We start from the raw sequence: 19110 nt of genomic DNA, 5'->3' as shown, positions 1-19110 counted from the left end.
GGTCCCTACAGGAACAGATGTGGAAATGTTTGGAGTAATCCTTTATGATGAAACAGGAGAAAAAGGAATAAGTATCCAATTTTAAAAATTACAATGACCGAAGATGCTGCACATCTATGTGCAATAAATCAATAATCAAGAAAGTTATAAGAGAGGTGCCCCTTTTGTTACAAGCACTCATACAGGCTTTTTCCAAAGATCCGGACTTTGCGTCCATTACAGCCGGGGTCAATTCCGGCATGAAGGAGCAATTGGTTTCGGGCCTATCCGGTTCGGCTCGTCAGATTATGCTGGCTGCGCTGCATCAAGAGATGGATCGACCATTGCTCGTCGTGACACATAATATGTTTGCTGCACAAAAAATAGCGGAAGATTTACAGGAAGCGCTTTCACCAGATCGGGTTTTGATCTATCCCGCGAATGAACTTGTAGCTGCTGAAGCGGCTGTATCTAGTCCAGAGACACTCGCTCAACGGATTGAAGTTTTGGTTCGCTGCGCCCAGGGATTCAGGGGTATTGTTGTCATTCCCTTTTCTGGCGTAAGACGTTATGTTCCACTGCCGGAGGTTATGGCTAATGCACATATCCAGATTAAGCAAGGAAGCACGCTTCAACTGGATTCGTTCCTGCTTGAGATGGTAACGCTTGGCTATGAACGTGTAGAGCGGGTTGAATCTCGCGGAGAGATGAGTGTACGTGGAGGCATTATCGACTTCTATCCAGTAACTTCATCGATTGCATATCGGGTGGAGTTATTTGACGACGAAATCGATTCCATCCGTACATTTGACCCTGCGGATCAGCGTTCCATTGAACGGATAGAGGAAATTACTGTTTTGCCATGTAAAGAATTAATCGCTGATCGGGAGCGTATGGAGAAGGCAGCGGATACGGCGGCAATATTGCTCGAGCAGCAGCTGGAGAAAATGACGGATCGCCAAGCAAAGTTGCGTCTTCGGGAAGAGATGCACCGGGAGATTGAGTTGTTGCGCCAGCATGTCTATTTTTCGGAAATGTACAAATACATCTCCCCGCTTTATCCTGAAAATAAAACGATTTATGACTATATGCCAGAAGATACGATTCTCGTTATGGATGAGCCTGCAAGGCTGTCAGAGACAGCGAAACAGCTGGATCGGGATGAGTCTGAGTGGAATTTGCACTTGATGCAAAATGGAAAAACGCTGCCGGATCTGCCGTTATCGGCAGATGGGGATGATTTGCTCTATGAGCGTCCATTCCAGACCATCTTTATGTCAATCTTTTTGCGGCAGGTTCCGCATACCCAGCCACAGAATATTCTGAATTTTATAAGCCGGGGCATGCAAGATTTCCACGGACAGATGAACGTGCTGAAGGCAGAGATGGAACGCTGGCAGAAGGCCGGGGTTCAGGTCTTAATGCTAGCTAATGGTGAGGAACGGATGGATCGGATGCGCCGGGTGCTACAGGATTATGACATTCCTGAGCCGGAGATGTTGAATGGTAACTTGCAAACTGGTTTCGAGATGCCATCCATTCACCTAGCAGTCATTACAGAAGGTGAGATGTTCTCGCAGAAACAGCGTAAAGCCCGTAAACCGATTCGCAACATTGATAATGCGGAGCGCATTAAATCCTATAGCGAACTCAAAGTGGGCGATTATGTCGTTCACCAAAATCACGGGATTGGTAAATACCTTGGAATTGGTACGCTTGAAGTTGCCGGTATTCACAAAGACTACATGCACATTCTGTATGCAGGCGGCGACAAATTGTCTGTTCCGATTGAACAGATTGATCTTATTCAAAAGTATGTGGGTTCCGAAGAGAAGGAGCCGAAGATATACAAGCTGGGCGGTAACGAATGGACACGGGTTAAAAATAAAGTTCGTTCATCCGTTCAGGATATCGCCGATGATCTGATCAAATTGTACGCAGAACGTCAAACATCCAAAGGCTACGGGTTCGACAAGGACTCTGCTGAGCAGCAAGAATTCGAAGATATGTTCCCTTACGATGAGACACGTGATCAGGTGCGCGCAATTGAAGAAATCAAAAAAGATATGGAACAAAACCGCCCCATGGATCGTTTATTGTGTGGAGACGTTGGATACGGCAAGACAGAGGTGGCTATTCGGGCTGCATTCAAAGCGGCGATCGAGGGCAAACAGGTGGCTGTGCTTGTGCCAACAACGATTTTGGCACAGCAGCATTATGAAACGTTCCGTGAACGCTTCTCTGGTTATCCATTTAACATTCATGTCCTTAGCCGATTCCGTTCCCGCAAGGAACAGAATGAGACAGCGAAAGGCATCAAAGCCGGAACAGTTGATATTGTGATTGGTACGCACCGCTTGTTATCGCAGGATCTGGTGTTTAAAGATCTGGGACTGCTTATTGTCGATGAGGAGCAACGCTTTGGTGTAACACATAAGGAGAAGCTGAAGAAGCTTAAAACAAACGTGGATGTGTTGACCCTCACGGCAACCCCGATTCCGCGTACTTTACACATGTCCATGTTGGGTGTGCGTGACTTGTCTGTTATTGAGACACCGCCGGAGAACCGTTTTCCGGTTCAGACCTATGTGGTAGAGCATAGTCAGGCGCTTGTTCGTGAAGCGATTGAGCGTGAGCTGGCCCGTGGTGGTCAGGTGTACTATCTCTATAACCGGGTGCAAGGCATTCAGGAAATGGCTGCCGAAATCTCGGATCTGGTACCAGAAGCCAAAGTGGGTGTTGGACATGGCCAGATGACGGAAACCGAGCTGGAGAAGACGATTCTTGACTTCCTGGACGGAGAGTATGATGTACTGGTGAGCACGAGTATCATTGAAACAGGTGTGGACATCCCGAATGTAAATACACTAATTGTGCATGATGCAGACAAAATGGGACTCTCTCAGCTGTATCAGCTGCGTGGACGGGTAGGACGGTCTAATCGAATTGCCTACGCGTATTTCACATACCAACGGGACAAAGTTCTTACCGAAGTTGCTGAGAAGCGTCTGCAATCGATCAAGGAATTCACAGAGCTTGGTTCAGGCTTCAAAATTGCAATGCGAGACTTGTCCATCCGTGGAGCTGGTAACCTGCTTGGAGCAGAGCAACATGGCTTTATCGCCTCCGTCGGGTTTGATCTGTACTCACAAATGCTGGCGGAAGAGATTAACAAACGCAAAGTCACCATGCTTGGTGAAGAGCCGGTTCCTTCCGATCAGTGGAATACAACGCTCGACCTCAGTATTGATGCCTACTTGCCATCTGATTATATTTATGACAGTATTCAGAAGATTGAGATTTATAAAAAGGTGGCTGTTATTGCTTCCTTTGATGACGCGATGGAACTTGAAGACGAATTGGTTGACCGATTCGGTGATTTGCCAGAGGCTGTAATCAATTTGATGGCGGTGGCCCGTCTCAAAGTGTATGGCAGAATCTATGGCATTGAGTCCATCACGCAGCGTGGTGATGATCTTACAGTCAAGTTTTACGAAGGACGTGAACATGCCTTCGAGTTGTCAAAAATCGCACACATTGGAAATCAGTTCGAAAGACGTGTACAATTTGAACAAGGACCCCATATGCTGATTCATGTCAAAGGCAAGGGGCTTGGGGATAAGCAACTGATGGAGCTGGTAGAAAAGTTTCTGGAGTCCATGAAGACTGCTTTTAAATCAAAGGGGGAACTAAAAGATGTTAGCAAAGTATAAAAAAGTGGGAAAAGTGCTGTCCGTAGGTATGGTAGCAGTACTGTCCCTGTCCTTGCTTGCTGCATGTGGCAAGAAGGAAGAAGCAAAAGCACCGGAATCGACAGATAAGAGCGCTGTGGTAGCTACTTATGATGGTGGCACAATTACTGCGAATGAATTCGACATGGAACAACGTGTTATGAAATTCCTCTATCCGGAGTATGCACAAATGATGGATATGGATGATTTTAAGGAATACTTGGTGAAGCAAGAGATTGCTTATGAATATTTGAGTGGCAAAGCAAGTGAAGAAGCCAAAACGGCTGGAGCCAAAACAGCATCCGAACAATTCGACAAAATGAAGGCTTCCGTTAAGGCAGAGCAATGGACTGAAATGTTGAAGAATCAAAATTTGACAGACCAGAATATCAAAGATTACATGACCCGGATCATGACGGTAATCAAAGATAAAGAAACAGGCGTAACCGAAGATGCGATCAAGGCAGAGTTTGAGAAAAACAAAGATCAGTTCACAACGGCTTCTGTACGTCACGTATTGATCGGATTCACGGATTCAAAAACGCAGAAAGAACGTAAGAAAGAAGATGCATTAAAGTTAGCGAAAGAAGTAAAAGCGAAACTTGAAGGCGGAACTGATTTTGCTGAAATAGTGAAAAAATATTCGGATGACAGTGCCTCTGTACCCGATGGTGGATTGTATAAAGATACACCTGTTTCAACTTGGGTAGAAGCTTTCAAAGAAGCTGCGAAAACACTGCCATTGAACAAAATCAGTGATCCTGTTGAAACAGAGTACGGTTACCACGTTATGAAAGTGGAAGCTCGCACAGAAGCAGATTTCTCCAAGTTGACAGCGGAGCAGAAAGACACACTGAAAAGTCAGCTGGCTGCTGCAGAAATCGATACGTTTATGCAAAAAGAGCTGGATAAAATCGTTAAAGAAGTGAAGCTTCCTAAGACCGAGAAGAAAGAAGAAGGTACAACAGGAGGTACGACGGGAACAGGTACGGAAGGTACGAAAACAGATGAATCCAAAACGGATTCCAAAGGTACGGATGCCAAAACGGATCAAGGTACAACAGGAACGGACAAAGATGCAAAAACCGAAGAAGGTACAAGCAGTAAATAATTTCATTTACAGTGATCCTGACCTGCATTTCAGAGAAGCCTAAGAAGCTCACTGAGACGGGTTATACTCACCGTAATATGGACAACCTATAACAAAGCAAGGAGAGAACGACGGTTCATTCTCCTGCTTTGTTTTTTGTTTATATGGAGTGTAAAACGAGTAGAGATTCCATTTTTATCATTATATAAAAAAGTAAATTCACGATATTCGGCAAAGCATGTATAAGGATATGGGAACAGATGAATACTATGGTCAAGAAATCACACTAAACGTTCTGGGACTTTCCTCTACCCATTAAGGAACAGTAGTTGAAAAATCTTCTCGAGAAAGTGGGGCAACATGTAAATGAAAGCTACTGGTATTGTCCGCCGTATAGATGACCTGGGTCGTGTGGTCATTCCAAAAGAAATCCGTCGTACGTTACGTATTCGTGAAGGGGACCCGCTTGAAATTTTTGTGGATCGCGACGGGGAAGTTATCCTTAAAAAATATTCGCCGATTGGCGAGCTTGGTGATTTTGCCAAAGAATATGCTGAATCCCTGTATGAGAGTACAGGTCATGTAACGATGATTTCTGACCGGGATACCATTATCACGGTGGCCGGCGGTTCCAAGAAGGAGTATTTGGATAAACAGGTAGGAAGCCTTGTCGAAAGTTGCATGGAGAATCGCAAAACGATCATGGAAGCAACAAGCGGCACTTATGAGCTTAGCAAAGATCATGACGAGACGTTATCCTCTTTTGTTATTGCGCCAATTATCTCTGGTGGTGATCCCATCGGAACCGTTATTATGTTCAACAAGGATGAATCCGTGAAGATGTCTCAGATGGAAACCAAAATGGCCGAGACGGCAGCAGGTTTCCTTGGCAAGCAGATGGAACAATAAACAGCAGATGGACTCCTGTGAGCCTGAACCGGGCATACGGGAGTTTTTGCTTTTTACATATAAGTTGAACTATAGGTGTTTACACAAGTACTCCGATGACAGAATAACCTGGAGAGTAGCGGTTATCCCCAGATTTTTTGGATTCCCTTTTCCAATGGGTAAAATCCGGTGATAAGCGTATGCTTCCGATGTAGCTTTCTTGCAGAAAGCTTTTAGGCCACCGCTTCGCTTTTTCAGGTTTTTTCTGTCCTCTCCGTTAACGTGTAAAAAATATTCCAACTTACTGAGTGGGGCAGATAGGAAGAGGTTCTGATCTGGTCACAGGTTGTTGATCAAAGGATGTTCGTGTGTGCCTTCTGGAAGGTATAATAGCAAAGGGAGTTGTATACTTCGTTTGAATGCCAGAATACACATGGAAGGAACCGGGAAATTGATGAAACAGCCATCTTCAGGCACAAGGTTGCTACAGGGGGCTTTTATCCTTGGGCTTGCCGCCATTATCTCCAAAATTATTGGTGCTTTTCAAAAGATTCCTCTTCAAAATCTAGGGGGAGACGGTGTCTTTGGTATCTACAATACGGTCTATCCGTTATATATGCTCATTATTACGCTGGCTGCGGCTGGATTGCCCTTGGCTGTATCCAAATTCGTAGCCGAACAGAATGCCCTCGGCAGACCAGACGAGAGCCGAAGAATTAACCGATTATCTTCGATGTTGCTCGGCGGATTAGGCATAATTACCGCGGTGGTGATGTATGGAAGTGCATCGTGGATTGCAAGTCTAATCGGGAATCAGCATGTGGTTCCTTCCATTCGTGCAGCATCCTTAGCCTTGTTATGTGTTCCACTAATGACGGGTTTACGTGGATACTTTCAGGGGATGCAGCAGATGGTGCCAACAGCTGTGTCTCAGGTAGTTGAACAGACGGTGCGGGTCACGGTCATGATTGTGGTGTTACTGTGGCTGATCCGCGAGGATGCTTCGATTGAAACGGTTGCTTCAGGGGCAATGTTAGGCTCTGTAGCAGGAGGATGTGCGGGGCTCATCGTCATGTTGGGATTCATATACAGGCATCGGCGGAAAGAGCAGGCAGTGCGTTTCACAGATGGGGAGACGATGTTCGCAGAAGATCGCAAGAAAAAAGGCGAGGCAGTATGTGAAGAGTCTTTGGATTCAGGAGCAGATCGGGATATCCAAGGTAAGATGGTAGAGGGAGATGCATTTTATGCGGAGTCAGAGTGCCCGAGGGAAATTAGTCAGACTAGACTGTCCGCAAATGCTTCCCGAGAATGCTCAAAACCCGGAGTAGTGGACCATGACGTTACAGTAGTGGGAGAAAGCGGTCAAGCTCGGGAGATCAGGCGCTCAAATGCCGAATGGATACGTACTTTGCTTATTTATGCCATTCCGGTTTGTCTCGGATCACTGGCAGTGCCCCTGATGAATCTGGTGGACACCTTTACCGTTCCGCGTCTGCTACGCGGTGAAGGGCTAGATGACGTGCAAACGATGGTATCGTTCGGCATCTACAACCGCGGATTGCCGCTGGTGCAACTGGTGACGATGCTTGCCACGTCACTCTCGGTGCTGTTTATTCCGGCAATGGCTGAAGCGCGTCTCAAGGGCGGGCCAGAAGCCGTTAGACAGCAAGCAGGCATGGCGCTGCGCTGGTTCTGGCTGATCGGTCTGGCAGCTTCCGCAGGACTTGCGGTGCTGGCAGATCCGATTAACCGCATGCTGTACGGGGATGCCGCAGGCACCGAAGCATTGCGGTATATGGCGCTGACGGCAGCAGGCAGCACCGTCAGCATCATCGCGGCGGCGCTGCTGCAAGGCCTCGGCGCCGTGCGTGCTCCCGCGTTCAGCATGCTGGCCGCCGCAGGCGTCAAGGTGCTGCTGAACGTCATGCTTGTGCCAGCGCTGGGCATCAGCGGCGCGGCGCTTGCGGGCGCAGCCGCCTACATGCTGGCGGCTGGCCTGAATGTGGCGCTGCTGGCGCGGCTCACCGCCATGCGCCCTGCCCCTGGCGCCGTCTTGGCAAAGCCGGCGCTGGTGATCGCCGCCATGAGTCTGGCGGCGCTAGGCATGGCCTGGGCCGCCGAAGCAGTGCTCGGCGGCTTGGGCATCGCAGCCACGCATCGGCTGGCTGCGATGGGCATGAGCCTGCTGGGCATTGCCGCAGGCGCAGCCGTGTTTGTGCTCGGCGCGGCCCGGACAGGGCTGCTGACCGCCGCAGAGCTGGCGGCCATGCCGAAGCTGGGGCCGCGTATGGCGAAGTTGCTGCGCAGGCTGCGTGTACTGCACTAGCCAAATCATAGCTACTATGGTGTTTAGCTGCACGCTACACCTCTTATGCTATCGCTCTGCCTGTGAGCAATTCCGTAGCGCATTATTATCGTCCGCATAAGTGAATGGAGCGCCAAAAAATACGAACAGTAAGAAACACGCAGATGTCATTGCAGATGCAATTATAGGATATCGACAGATTCTGGTATAATACGTTTAATTATTGAGCGCCATCCTGTTCATTTGAGAAGAGAGAGGCTTATGGGCGCTGATATGCCATATGTTCTATAAGTAGCCCGCAAAGGACAGGATGGTTCGGATGGAGGTTTAAGCGCAATGAGTGCAGCTTTAACAGTGGTAGGTCTAGGATCTGGAGATGCAGACCAACTGACGTTAGGTATTATTAAAAAAATGAAACATGCAGCTACGCTGTATGTACGCACACTGGATCATCCAGTGTTGAATGATTTACAGCAGGAAGGGCTAGAGATGACATCGTTTGATGCCATCTATGAGTCCAAATCTTCCTTCCCGGAGGTTTACGATGAGATTGCGAACCAATTAATCGACGCGGCTCGTAGCGGCGATGCAGGCACCGAGATTGTCTATGCTGTACCAGGCCATCCAATGGTAGCCGAAGCCAGTGTACGATTTTTGAAAGAACGTTGTCCGCAGCAGGGTATTTCGTTACGTATTATGGGCGGAGAGAGTTTCCTGGATGAAGCCTTTATTCGGCTTGGATTTGATCCTATTGAAGGCTTTCAACTGCTCGATGCTAGCAGCCTGAGTCCCGAACTGATACAACCTCAGCTACATACGTTGATTGGACAAGTCTACGACGGTTTTACTGCATCTGATGTGAAGCTATGTCTAATGGAGGTATACCCGGATGATTATCCAGTGTTTGTGGGTCACGCACTTGGCGTACAGGGTCAGGAAGTCATCCAAAAAGTACCACTGCATGAGTTGGATCGCACCCCCGGTTATGGTAACCTGTCGCTGATCTATGTGCCGAAAAATACAGATGATGCACTACGCCGCCGTTCTTTCGCGCGATTGCATGAGATTGTAAACATTCTTCGCAGTCCGGGTGGATGCCCATGGGATCAGGAACAAACACATCAGTCGATTCGTAAAAACCTGATTGAAGAGACATACGAAGTGATTGAAACCATTGATGAGGATGACCCGGATCATATGAAAGAAGAACTGGGTGATCTGCTGTTGCAAATTATGCTGCATTCTCAGATGGAGGAAGAGGTCGGCACATTCAACGTATACGACGTTATAGAAGGACTGAATGACAAGTTGATTTTCCGTCATCCGCACGTATTTGGCGATAATCAAGCGGAAGACGCGAATGAAGCCCTGCAAAACTGGGAACAGATGAAAGCAGAGGAGAAAAAACGTAAAGGCCAAGATGTACAAAATAGTTCCGTACTGGACGGTATACCGCCTGATCTGCCTGCCCTTATGAAAGGATATAAGCTTCAGAAGAAAGCAGCCAAAGTTGGCTTCGACTGGGATGATGTGGAGGGCGTTTTTGCCAAGATCGAAGAAGAACTGGCTGAACTCAGAGAAGCGGTGCATCAAGGGCATGATGCAGAAGCACGCAAGCTTGAGCTCGGTGACGTTTTATTTGCCACGGCGAATGTGGCACGCTTTATTGATACAGATCCGGAAGAGGCTCTTGCCGCCACGAACCGCAAGTTTGTTGCCAGGTTCCAGTATATCGAGGATCGGTTGCGTGAACAGGGCAAAACACCTGCGGACAGTACAGTAGACGAGATGGAGCAATTTTGGCAGATGGCAAAGAAGGCCGGACTCTGATTTTAACAAGATAAAAAAATACCCAAACACCTTATTCCATCAGGCTGGACAGTGTGTTATGATGATACGAACATGTGTTCAACATTATATTGAGTCTGGTGTTTGAAGAGACATCATTTCGGGTACTGGACTTAGACGATTCTCTGTCATGCAACGGCAAAAGCTAAAAAAAGTCGTTGGTAAGGCAGGAATTCAGCATGAAAGCCAGAATACATGTGTAGTAACCGTGCGAGAATCGACTTGGTTATCTTAAAAACGGCCAAGGCTCGCAGATACTTTTTTTTTAATTTGGGAGGCTTTTAACATGAACAAAACAGACCTGATCAACAACATTTCAAACAAAAGCGGTTTGACAAAGAAAGATGTCGAGTCCGTATTGAACGGCTTTTTAGGAGAAATTACAGATGCACTTGCCAGCGGAGACAAAGTACAATTGATCGGCTTTGGCACTTTTGAGACCCGCAAACGTTCTGGTCGTACGGGACGTAACCCACAAACAGGGAATGAGATTGTGATTCCCGAGTCCACTGTTCCTGCATTCAAAGCAGGTAACAAACTTAAAGAAGCTGTAAAATAATGCGTCTTGATAAATTCCTGAAGGTATCTCGGCTGATCAAACGCCGCACCGTAGCCAAGGACGTTTCTGAGCAGGGGCGTGTTCTGGTGAATGGACGGGAAGCTAAGCCCAGCGCTGCTGTAAAGGTAGGCGATGAGCTGACGGTTCAGTTTGGTCAGAAGCTAGTCACTGTGAAGGTGGAGCGTCTTGCTGAGAGTACCAAGAAGGATGAGGCGAGCAGCCTCTATACCTTGGTTAAGGAAGAGCCGATTGCCAAGGATAACGGGATGGACTGGTAACAGGACTCCTGACAATATTTGAATTTTAGCTCATATTACTTGAATGTAACGCCCTCCCGGTAACGGGAGGGCGTTTTTTTATGTTACACCCTGAATGCAATAAGAAGGATCGGTTAGAAGATAGTTCTAATCTCGGTTTCTCATCCATAAGCTAGGTACTAAAGAAGGAGGGGTACATGCCATGGTTGAGCACGGAAAAGCTAAACAACACTATCTAAACATGCAAAATCGGAAACTGCTGGATTTAACAGGGGTTTCGAATGTGGAGAGCTTTGATAGTGAGGAATTCTTGCTTCAGACCGAACTTGGGCATCTGACGATCCGGGGGCACAATTTACATATCAAAAACCTGAGCCTGGAGGAAGGTCTTTTATCTATTGAGGGTACGGTTAGCTCGCTTCAGTATCTTGATCCCGGTTCCCAGTCCAAAAATAGTAAAGGCCTGTTTGGCAAGATGTTCCGATGATTCTGGATGCGCAGTGGATCACACTGACTTGGATGCTGCTGTCGGGAGTTGTGATGGGTGTGGCTTATGACAGTTACCGGGTACTGTCAGGACAGCTGCGATTTCCGAGATGGAGCATCCATACGTTGGACCTGTTGTATTGGGTCGCTTCCGCACTGTTCGTTTTCCGGATGTTGTATGCCGGAAACCACGGACAGTTGCGGTTTTATGTCTTTTTAGGGCTGATTATCGGAGTTTGCTTCTATTTTTGGCTTTTAAGTGTTACAACCCAGCATTTTGTGGTAATGTTAATTAAACTCGCGAGAACACTGATTCAGTGGTGTGGACATATCCTTAACATCCTGATTGTTGTGCCAGCGAAGGGAGTATACAGATTGTTTCGCGTATTATTTGGTTTCGTCATCGCGATCCTTCTATTCCTGGGCAAGCTGGTGTTGCAATGTTTAATCCCTTTCGGCAAGTTGTTCCGCTGGATGTTTAGGCCGCTCCTGAGATATTGGGTAACGCCTGGGTGGATGATCCAAGCGGGTACAAGAATTGCAGCGATATGGAAACGCTGGTTTCAAGGAGGTCGTCCGGGGAATGAGTAGAACACCTGTGGGTAGTAAGAAGAGCCCAGCTAACCAGGGGAAATCTGCTGGTGCACGAAGACGTCTGATGCTGTGGCTAACATTTGTAGCTGTGTTTGCAATTTGGGCAGGGTATACGTTTCTTGTACAGAATGCGCAAATTTCGGACAAGAGTGCTTACTTGGCCACACAGCAAACTTCGCAGCAGGATACGCAGAAACAGCTGGAACAGCTGAAGTATGAGGTCAGTCGGTTGAAGGACCCTGAATACATAGGACAGCTGGCACGAAAAAAAGGATACTACCTCCCTGAAGAAACACCAATTCAGGTTGAGGAGTCAGGAAACTAATGGAATTCAGACTTTTGCTGAGCATGGTTTGTTTTCCATGAGTCTTATAAGCGTAAACCGGAAAAAATAGGCTCTATAATGAGCTAGTGCTCAGTTGACCTTGGTTTATGGCATAAGGTATAATTACAAGTAGCACAGCATGATTTTGGCATTCAAAAATCGGGTTGTATATTTTTAAGGGAGGATCATTTTATTCTATGGCAATTGAAGTGGGCACCAAGTTAGAGGGCAAGGTGACAGGAATCACGCATTTTGGAGCATTTGTGGATCTGTCAGGAGGTGTCACGGGTCTCGTTCACATCTCGGAAATCGCCGACAATTACGTCAAAGATGTCAACGACCACCTGAAGCTGAATGACCAAGTCACAGTAAAGGTTATTAACGTTGACAAAGACGGCAAGATCGGACTTTCCATTAAACAGGCTGTTGACAAACCGGTAGAGCAACAAACTCAATCCAGACCCCCGAGAGCTCCTAGACCGGAACGCAGTGGAGGAGATCGCGAACGATTCAGCGGCGGCGGCCCAAGTGGTGGCCAAGGTCGTGGTGGTGGCGGTGGATTTAACCGTGACCGTGGAGGCCGTTCTTTCAAGCCCGCAGCAGGCAAACCTTCATTTGAGGATAAAATGTCACGCTTCCTGAAAGATAGCGAAGAACGGATATCTTCGCTTAAGAAGAATACAGAGGGCAAACGCGGTGGCCGTGGCGCCAAGCGTGTTTAATCTGTTTCAACCTGATATGAATATATAAGTAAAACCGTTAGCCTATTGGCTAACGGTTTTTTTGTGCTTCTTTTTTTATAATCTGATGACCATTTCGTATTTTGATGAAACATTAGAGAAGAGTGGATTTTCAGGTATGACGCGACACGATTTCTTCATGATTTGCATTATACAGGGGAGAATAAGAACATTTGTCGCCTTCCATTTTTTACCGACATGTTTCCGTGGCATTCTCCAGTTATTCTGCTCAGATCATGACGACACCTTCTAACTTCTCGTTCAAAATCAGACATGCCACCGTTCAACCGACTGCTCAAAAATGCTGGAAAGCACAATAAGGCCGAGGGTTAAACACCATCGCGCCACAGCGGTTTCTTTTGTCGTAAACTTTTTGAAGCTCGTCCAGCTATTCTGACAAACTACGTCTTCTATTCTATTTATAATCAGAACCATCGAGAGTGAAACAAGAAATCAAATTAATCGAATGGGGTGCCTTGAGCATGATGGAGAAGTGGAATGTCATTCAATTTCCGGGGATGAAAACAGGCAAAGGAGGTGCTACAGCTCGGGAGGAGCTGTCGGTACGTCTGAAACAATGGCTGGGTTCCCGCAAGGCTGTCCAGGCTATGGTATCTCGTAAGTGGCTTTTGCTACTTACATTTATGGGATTCTTACTGGGAAAGGCGATGATCCTGAATGAATTATCTCCTTTTGCCATTGCATACTTTGCAGTTATTGCTTTTATGCGCAGGGATTATATCATACCCGTTGGTGCGGCATTACTCGCAGGGAGTCTGTTTGCACCATTTCCGGTTTCGCTGATTGTGGCTTCTGAGCTTGCCATCTTTTATCTGTTGTTTCGAGGGCTCGAGTCTTACGATCGTTCTGAATTATCTTATGCACCAACGATGGTGTTTACGACAACTTTTATGGTGAAACTATTCGCCGTTGTGATTGGGCCTTCATTCAGTTGGTATGCGATGATGATGCTCACCATGGATTCCGTGCTAAGTTTCGTATTAACCCTGGTGTTCATTCAGGCCATTCCCATTTTTACGTATCGCAAAAAAAAGTTCAGCCTAAAGAACGAGGAAATCCTGTGCCTGATCATTCTTCTGGCTTCCGTGATGACCGGGGCAGTTGGGTGGACGATTCAGTCCCTTTCGGTGGAGCATATGCTTTCCAGGTATCTTATTCTCGTCTTTGCGCTAGTGGGCGGAGCCCCCCTCGGTGCATCGGTTGGAGTGATTACAGGGTTAATTCTGAGCCTAGCCGATATGTCTGCCGTGTATCAGATGAGTTTGCTTGCTTTTGCCGGGATGTTGGCAGGTATGCTTCGTGAGGGGAAACGTATGGGGGTTGCCCTAGGGATGTTGCTGGGTTCATCTATTCTATCGATTTATTTGGGCGGCCCAAGCGACGTGGTGAATTCCTTGTGGGAAACGTGTGCAGCTATCGTCCTGTTTATGCTAACACCAAAAAGCATGTTCACAGCCATCTCGAAATACGTACCCGGCACACAGGATCATACCAAATCCCAGCATGAATATGCGAAACGTATTCGGGATATTACGGCGGAGCGAGTAACGCGCTTCTCACAGGTATTCCGTCAGTTGTCACGCAGCTTCGATCAGATGTCCGGTACGGGGGAGCCGGCACATAAAGAAGGCGGGATGGATCACTTCATGAACGCAGTTGCTGAGGGTACTTGTGCAGGATGCTTCAAGCGTGCGCAATGCTGGGATGCGAAGTTTATTCAAACGTATAGTTACATGACCGATGTGATGAGTTCCATTGAGGCAAACCCGGAGATGTCAGGGGACCAAATTCCGGTGGAATGGAACCGGGTGTGTGCCAAGCCGGAGGAGGTACTTGAAGTGATGCGCGCCCAATATGGCCTGCATCAACATAACATGCAATGGAAACGCCAAATTATGGACAGTCGTCAGCTGGTTGCTGAGCAATTGTCGGGAGTATCACAGGTGATGGAGGACCTGGCCAAAGAAATTCAACGTGAAAGTGAGGAGATGGTACAGCAGGAAGAACAAATTCGGGATGCACTGGAGTCATTGGGACTATCTATTCATTCTATAGAGATTATTAATCTGGAAGCTGGCAATGTGGAGATTGAGATTGTACATGCATATACAAGAGGATTCGATGAATGCCGTAAAATGATCGCTCCGCTGATCTCTAACGTGCTGGACGAGCATATTGCTGTGTTGCATGAGACCATGACTGATCCTCGTCAGGGGCTGGCGACCGTAACCTTCGGTTCAGCGAAGACATTCGAGATTACAACAGGTGTAGCAGCCGCCGCCAAAGGAGGCGATGTGATGTCAGGAGATAGCTTCAGTACTGTGGAACTCGGCAATGGTACGTTTGCAGTGGCACTTAGTGACGGAATGGGCAACGGGGAAAGGGCTCGCATGGAGAGCAGTGCTGCATTAAATATTTTGGAGCAACTGCTTCAATCGGGAATGGACGAGAAATTAGCAATTAAATCTGTAAATTCTGTGCTGATGCTACGTTCTCCAGAGGAGATGTATGCCACAGTTGATATGGCACTGATCGATGAATATACGGCAGAGACAACGTTTATGAAAATTGGTTCAACACCAAGCTTTATCAAACGTGGACAGGAGGTTATTCAAGTTTCAGCGAGCAATTTGCCAATTGGTATCATTAAAGATATTGAAGTGGATCTGGTCACTCTTCAGTTACAGCCGGGTGATATCTTGATCATGATGACAGACGGCATCTATGATGCTCCAGGATATGCGGTTAATAAAGAGATGTGGATGAAACGACTTATTCAGGAGATTCATACAGATGACCCGCAGGAACTCGCAGATTGCTTGCTTGAGAGTGTTATCCGCTATCAGCAGCAAGAGATTTTGGATGACATGACTGTCGTAGTTGGCAAAGTTGAACATTATCGCCCGGAGTGGGCCACCTTACGTGTGCCTGGTATTAATCGGATGGAGCGTCCTCGCACCGTAAGTTAAGTGCTCGGGTGCAGATGCGCATGATCAGGGATTGGATCCATAGTCTAACCCATTCCATGACCCAAAAAACTCGATCCGTTTGAACTCTCTTCAATCTGGCAATGCTAGTCATAGAGTTGGAGAGTACGAAAAACGGAGGGATATCGGATGAAACAAATTTTGTTAATCACCGACGGTTGTTCCAATGTGGGGGTAAGCCCGGTACTGGCAGCGGCCGAGGCACGCGAAGAGGGTATTACAGTCAATGTTGTAGGTGTAATTGATTATGGTACGATTGGCGAGTTAGGTAGTCGGGAGATCGAGGATATCGCTAGAGCTGGTGGGGGTATTAGCCAAATTGTAGGCACACGACAGCTTGCCCACACGATGCAGATGATGACGAGAAAAACAGTGGTTCAGACCATCCAACAGGCGGTTAATAGAGAGTTAACACAAATTTTGGGAGAGAAGGGCACCAAGACAGTAACGGATTTGGAGCCATCCCAGCGCTCGCAAGTGGTGGAAGTGATTGACAACCTGACGGAAAATGCTGCTCTGCAGGTTACGCTTCTGATTGACGTCAGTGCTAGTATGAAACCGAAATTGGCAGCAGTAGAAGAAGGGATTCGGGATTTGATGTTAAGCCTGCAGGCTCGAGTAGGACAAAGTCGGTTATCTGTATTTCATTTTCCAGGCCGCCACAGCGGAGAGGATGCGGTAATGGACATCGACTGGACGGATGATCCCGGGCGTGTTCGTTCCTTGTTTGGACGGTTGCAGACAAAGGGGGCAACGCCGACAGGCCCTGCAATTCAGAAGGTGATTGATTTTTACCGTTATGGTACACTGGAGGAACAGCAGGAAATAGAAGGGAACTATCGCATTGAAAGAGAAGGGATGCTCGGTGACAACGTTGTCTGATGCCTCTTTCCCGCCGGGAACGGTCATTACGGGAAAATGGAACCGAAGCCGGTATACGATTCGAAAGTTGCTGGGCAGAGGCGCCAATGGGGTCGTTTTCCTCGTCCAGCTTGGAGAGAATGGCAAACATTATGCGCTTAAAATGGGATTTGATCCGGTTGATTTGCAATCGGAGATTAATGTACTCAAATCATTTCAGTTACAGCGTCATCATGAAGCCCTTCGGCAGAGCGGCATTCCTTCCTATCTTAAAGATGTGGATGACTATGCCGTTCATGGACGGGACATTCCTTTTTATGTGATGCGCTACGTTCGGGGCGAGGCTCTTCATCATTTCATTCGGCGTCAGGGAACGGACTGGACACTGCTGGTTGGATTAAGATTGTTACAGAGACTCGCTCAATTACATCAGGCAGGCTGGGTGTTTGGCGATCTTAAACCTCAGAATGTACTCGTGTCCGATTACGGGTATGTCGAACTGATTGATTATGGCGGAGTAACGTCCATTGGACGAAGTGTTAAACAATTCACGGAATGGTATGACCGGGGATTTTGGAATGCTGGTAGCCGAACCGCAGATGCAACGTACGACGTGTTTGCCTATGCGCTGCTGATGATTCATATCTTAGAAGCGGATGCGTTGAAATCTTTGGCTGCAAATGGGCTCCCGCAATTGCGGAATGTGAATCAACTCGTGATGTTGGTGGAGAAAAGCGAACGGCTGGTCCCTTTTCGTGGGTGGATCATTGATGCGCTCCGGGGACAATTCCCGAATGCAGACCATGCTGCAAAATCGTGGAAGGAATTGATGGCACGCCCCGCACAGGTGCGTCGTCGTTCCAGAAGCAACACACCGCGATGGCTGAAAAATGCATTTGCTCTATCGGTAATTCTACTTATCGGTGTACTTATCTATGCACTGCGTTTTTGATGTTGGGGGTGCATATACATAACGCAAGGAATGAGGAACAGGTATGGAAGCTTTACGCTGGGAGACACTGGTGAATAACGTACTGGATGCAGCGGAAGAGCATCAGTTATGGGTTCCCGGAGATCGGATTGTCGTCGCTGTATCGGGCGGGCCGGATTCGGTAGCTTTTTTGCATATCATGCATGAGATTAGCAAGCAACATGTGCCGATTGAATTAATCTGTGCCCACGTACATCATGGGTTTCGGGCTGAGTCGGATGAAGAAGCCCGTCAGATGATGGATATGGCACGTCAGCTTGGTCTTGCCTTTGAGTGGGTCAAAGCCGACATACCCTCCTATATGAAACAAACAGGTCAGGGTCCACAGGAGGCGGCGCGTAATCGGCGTTATGCCTTCTTGCATGAAGTGGCTGATAAGTATGGTGCAGCAAGCATTGCTTTGGCTCATCATGCTGATGATCAGGCCGAGACGGTTATGCTTCATTTGCTACGGGGCAGCGGGCTTTCGGGACTGGCAGGCATGAAGTTCAAACGCCGCGAAAAAAATGTGGAACTTATCCGTCCATGCCTTCGTATAAACAAGACGGACCTTGTAGAAGCTTGTAATACACAGGGTTTTACCTATTTTCGTGATAAGAGCAATGATGAACGAAAATATCGGCGTAATGCGATTCGTCTGGATGTGCTTCCTTTTTTGGGGCAATATAATGGACAACTCACGCCGTCACTGAATCGACTTGCCGAAATTGTGGGTGACGAAGACGATTTCATGGAGCAGAGTACTCATGACACATACAGGTGTCTAGTACAGGTGAACGGCGGAAGGCAGACCTTTGAGGTGCCTTCCTTCTTGAAGTTACATGTCGCTTTACAACGAAGGTTGATTAAACTAATATTGAATTATCTGCCTTTGGACAGTGATTTTGTCGACTTTACCCGTATTGAAACTATTCGGCGCAAGGTCATGGAGATCGAAGGGACAACTTGGAGTCTGGATATAGGACAGACACTTACTTGTACCCGGGAGTATGATCGGATCTCTTTTGGCCAACGAACAAGCGTAAAGGGTCAATCTTACGAGTATCGTCTTGCACAATGGAGCGGAACTTACGAGCTTTCACTCACCGAAATTAACCGATATATTCGGTTGACGCCGATGAGTCCCGAAAACTATCATGTACCGGAATCGGCTGATCAAGCCGCATTTGATGCGGATGGGCTTCAGATGCCGTTGGTCGTACGTTCACGGTTACCTGGAGATACCATGAAGGTAATGGGATTAAACGGAAGCAAAAAGGTGAAAAATATTTTCATCGACGAGAAAATTCCCCCATCTGTCAGACCACGCATTCCTGTGGTGTGTGATGGAGCAGGCAATGTCATCTGGTTACCGGGTGTTCGCCGGTCCGATATGGCTCCTGTCAGGGAGAGCACTTCCGCAATCCTGTACATGACTGTAGGCGATTCAGCGATTCAGGGGTAGT

General features: G+C 47.4%; 15 protein-coding genes. All 15 read left to right on the top strand.

The features are described 5' to 3' along the window. Positions 1–164 precede the first annotated feature (164 nt). The 15 genes from mfd to tilS all read left to right on the top strand — a co-directional run bounded on the left by mfd (position 165) and on the right by tilS (position 19109). Positions 165–3692, top strand: a complete 3528-nt coding sequence (gene mfd, locus EC604_RS26745) for a transcription-repair coupling factor (RefSeq protein WP_123067058.1) — start codon at positions 165–167, stop codon at positions 3690–3692. Beyond that, positions 3676–4821, top strand: a complete 1146-nt coding sequence (locus EC604_RS26740; protein ID WP_123067057.1) for a peptidylprolyl isomerase — start codon at positions 3676–3678, stop codon at positions 4819–4821. The genes mfd and EC604_RS26740 overlap by 17 nt, the downstream gene beginning before the upstream one ends. 345 nt (positions 4822–5166) lie before the next feature. Further along, positions 5167–5709, top strand: coding sequence for a stage V sporulation protein T (gene spoVT, locus EC604_RS26735; protein ID WP_123067056.1), 543 nt, complete (start codon positions 5167–5169; stop codon positions 5707–5709). Positions 5710–6142: 433 nt separating this feature from the next. Next, positions 6143–8017, top strand: coding sequence for a putative polysaccharide biosynthesis protein (locus EC604_RS26730; protein WP_123067080.1), 1875 nt, complete (start codon positions 6143–6145; stop codon positions 8015–8017). A 315-nt stretch (positions 8018–8332) separates the two neighbouring features. Continuing rightward, a complete protein-coding gene (mazG, locus tag EC604_RS26725) occupies positions 8333–9826 on the top strand; it encodes a nucleoside triphosphate pyrophosphohydrolase (protein WP_123067055.1) in 1494 nt (497 codons plus the stop codon). A 304-nt stretch (positions 9827–10130) separates the two neighbouring features. Further along, the gene (locus tag EC604_RS26720) at positions 10131–10403 is read left to right on the top strand and encodes an HU family DNA-binding protein (protein WP_090924617.1); all 273 of its coding nucleotides are present in this window, start codon (positions 10131–10133) and stop codon (positions 10401–10403) included. Next, positions 10403–10681, top strand: coding sequence for an RNA-binding S4 domain-containing protein (locus EC604_RS26715; protein WP_090924618.1), 279 nt, complete (start codon positions 10403–10405; stop codon positions 10679–10681). The genes EC604_RS26720 and EC604_RS26715 overlap by 1 nt, the downstream gene beginning before the upstream one ends. 181 nt (positions 10682–10862) lie before the next feature. Further along, entirely contained in the window at positions 10863–11147 is a 285-nt protein-coding gene (gene yabP, locus EC604_RS26710; RefSeq protein WP_123067054.1) for a sporulation protein YabP, read from the top strand. Beyond that, positions 11144–11737, top strand: coding sequence for a spore cortex biosynthesis protein YabQ (gene yabQ, locus EC604_RS26705; protein ID WP_123067053.1), 594 nt, complete (start codon positions 11144–11146; stop codon positions 11735–11737). Before yabP ends, yabQ begins: the two co-directional genes overlap by 4 nt. Next, positions 11730–12065: an FtsB family cell division protein gene (locus EC604_RS26700; RefSeq protein WP_123067052.1), complete on the top strand. Its 336-nt coding sequence runs from the start codon at positions 11730–11732 to the stop codon at positions 12063–12065. The genes yabQ and EC604_RS26700 overlap by 8 nt, the downstream gene beginning before the upstream one ends. A gap of 197 nt (positions 12066–12262) precedes the next feature. Continuing rightward, on the top strand, positions 12263–12787 hold the full coding sequence (locus EC604_RS26695) for a S1 domain-containing RNA-binding protein (RefSeq protein WP_056697430.1): 525 nt from the start codon (positions 12263–12265) through the stop codon (positions 12785–12787). A 500-nt stretch (positions 12788–13287) separates the two neighbouring features. Then, positions 13288–15795, top strand: a complete 2508-nt coding sequence (gene spoIIE / locus EC604_RS26690; RefSeq protein WP_192895165.1) for a stage II sporulation protein E — start codon at positions 13288–13290, stop codon at positions 15793–15795. A 147-nt stretch (positions 15796–15942) separates the two neighbouring features. Continuing rightward, positions 15943–16695, top strand: a complete 753-nt coding sequence (locus EC604_RS26685; protein ID WP_123067051.1) for a VWA domain-containing protein — start codon at positions 15943–15945, stop codon at positions 16693–16695. After that, positions 16679–17626, top strand: a complete 948-nt coding sequence (locus tag EC604_RS26680; protein ID WP_123067050.1) for a protein kinase domain-containing protein — start codon at positions 16679–16681, stop codon at positions 17624–17626. Before EC604_RS26685 ends, EC604_RS26680 begins: the two co-directional genes overlap by 17 nt. 43 nt (positions 17627–17669) lie before the next feature. Then, positions 17670–19109, top strand: coding sequence for a tRNA lysidine(34) synthetase TilS (gene tilS / locus EC604_RS26675; protein WP_123067049.1), 1440 nt, complete (start codon positions 17670–17672; stop codon positions 19107–19109). Position 19110: the final 1 nt, after the last annotated feature.

Source organism: Paenibacillus amylolyticus (genome assembly GCF_003719335.1).
In the GTDB taxonomy this organism is placed as follows: Bacteria; Bacillota; Bacilli; order Paenibacillales; family Paenibacillaceae; genus Paenibacillus; species Paenibacillus amylolyticus_D.
Note: the sequence above shows the minus strand (reverse complement) of the source record. Positions and strands in the feature narration are given on the sequence as shown.

What these genes read in the sequence shown, in the direction of transcription:
- EC604_RS26740 (WP_123067057.1), top strand. Translation starts at nt 3,676, where the DNA reads ATGTTAGCAAAGTATAAAAAAGTGGGAAAAGTGCTGTCCGTAGGTATG.
- spoVT (WP_123067056.1), top strand. Translation starts at nt 5,167, where the DNA reads ATGAAAGCTACTGGTATTGTCCGCCGTATAGATGACCTGGGTCGTGTG.
- EC604_RS26730 (WP_123067080.1), top strand. Translation starts at nt 6,143, where the DNA reads ATGAAACAGCCATCTTCAGGCACAAGGTTGCTACAGGGGGCTTTTATC.
- mazG (WP_123067055.1), top strand. Translation starts at nt 8,333, where the DNA reads ATGAGTGCAGCTTTAACAGTGGTAGGTCTAGGATCTGGAGATGCAGAC.
- EC604_RS26720 (WP_090924617.1), top strand. Translation starts at nt 10,131, where the DNA reads ATGAACAAAACAGACCTGATCAACAACATTTCAAACAAAAGCGGTTTG.
- EC604_RS26715 (WP_090924618.1), top strand. Translation starts at nt 10,403, where the DNA reads ATGCGTCTTGATAAATTCCTGAAGGTATCTCGGCTGATCAAACGCCGC.
- yabP (WP_123067054.1), top strand. Translation starts at nt 10,863, where the DNA reads ATGGTTGAGCACGGAAAAGCTAAACAACACTATCTAAACATGCAAAAT.
- yabQ (WP_123067053.1), top strand. Translation starts at nt 11,144, where the DNA reads ATGATTCTGGATGCGCAGTGGATCACACTGACTTGGATGCTGCTGTCG.
- EC604_RS26700 (WP_123067052.1), top strand. Translation starts at nt 11,730, where the DNA reads ATGAGTAGAACACCTGTGGGTAGTAAGAAGAGCCCAGCTAACCAGGGG.
- EC604_RS26695 (WP_056697430.1), top strand. Translation starts at nt 12,263, where the DNA reads ATGGCAATTGAAGTGGGCACCAAGTTAGAGGGCAAGGTGACAGGAATC.
- spoIIE (WP_192895165.1), top strand. Translation starts at nt 13,288, where the DNA reads ATGATGGAGAAGTGGAATGTCATTCAATTTCCGGGGATGAAAACAGGC.
- EC604_RS26685 (WP_123067051.1), top strand. Translation starts at nt 15,943, where the DNA reads ATGAAACAAATTTTGTTAATCACCGACGGTTGTTCCAATGTGGGGGTA.
- tilS (WP_123067049.1), top strand. Translation starts at nt 17,670, where the DNA reads ATGGAAGCTTTACGCTGGGAGACACTGGTGAATAACGTACTGGATGCA.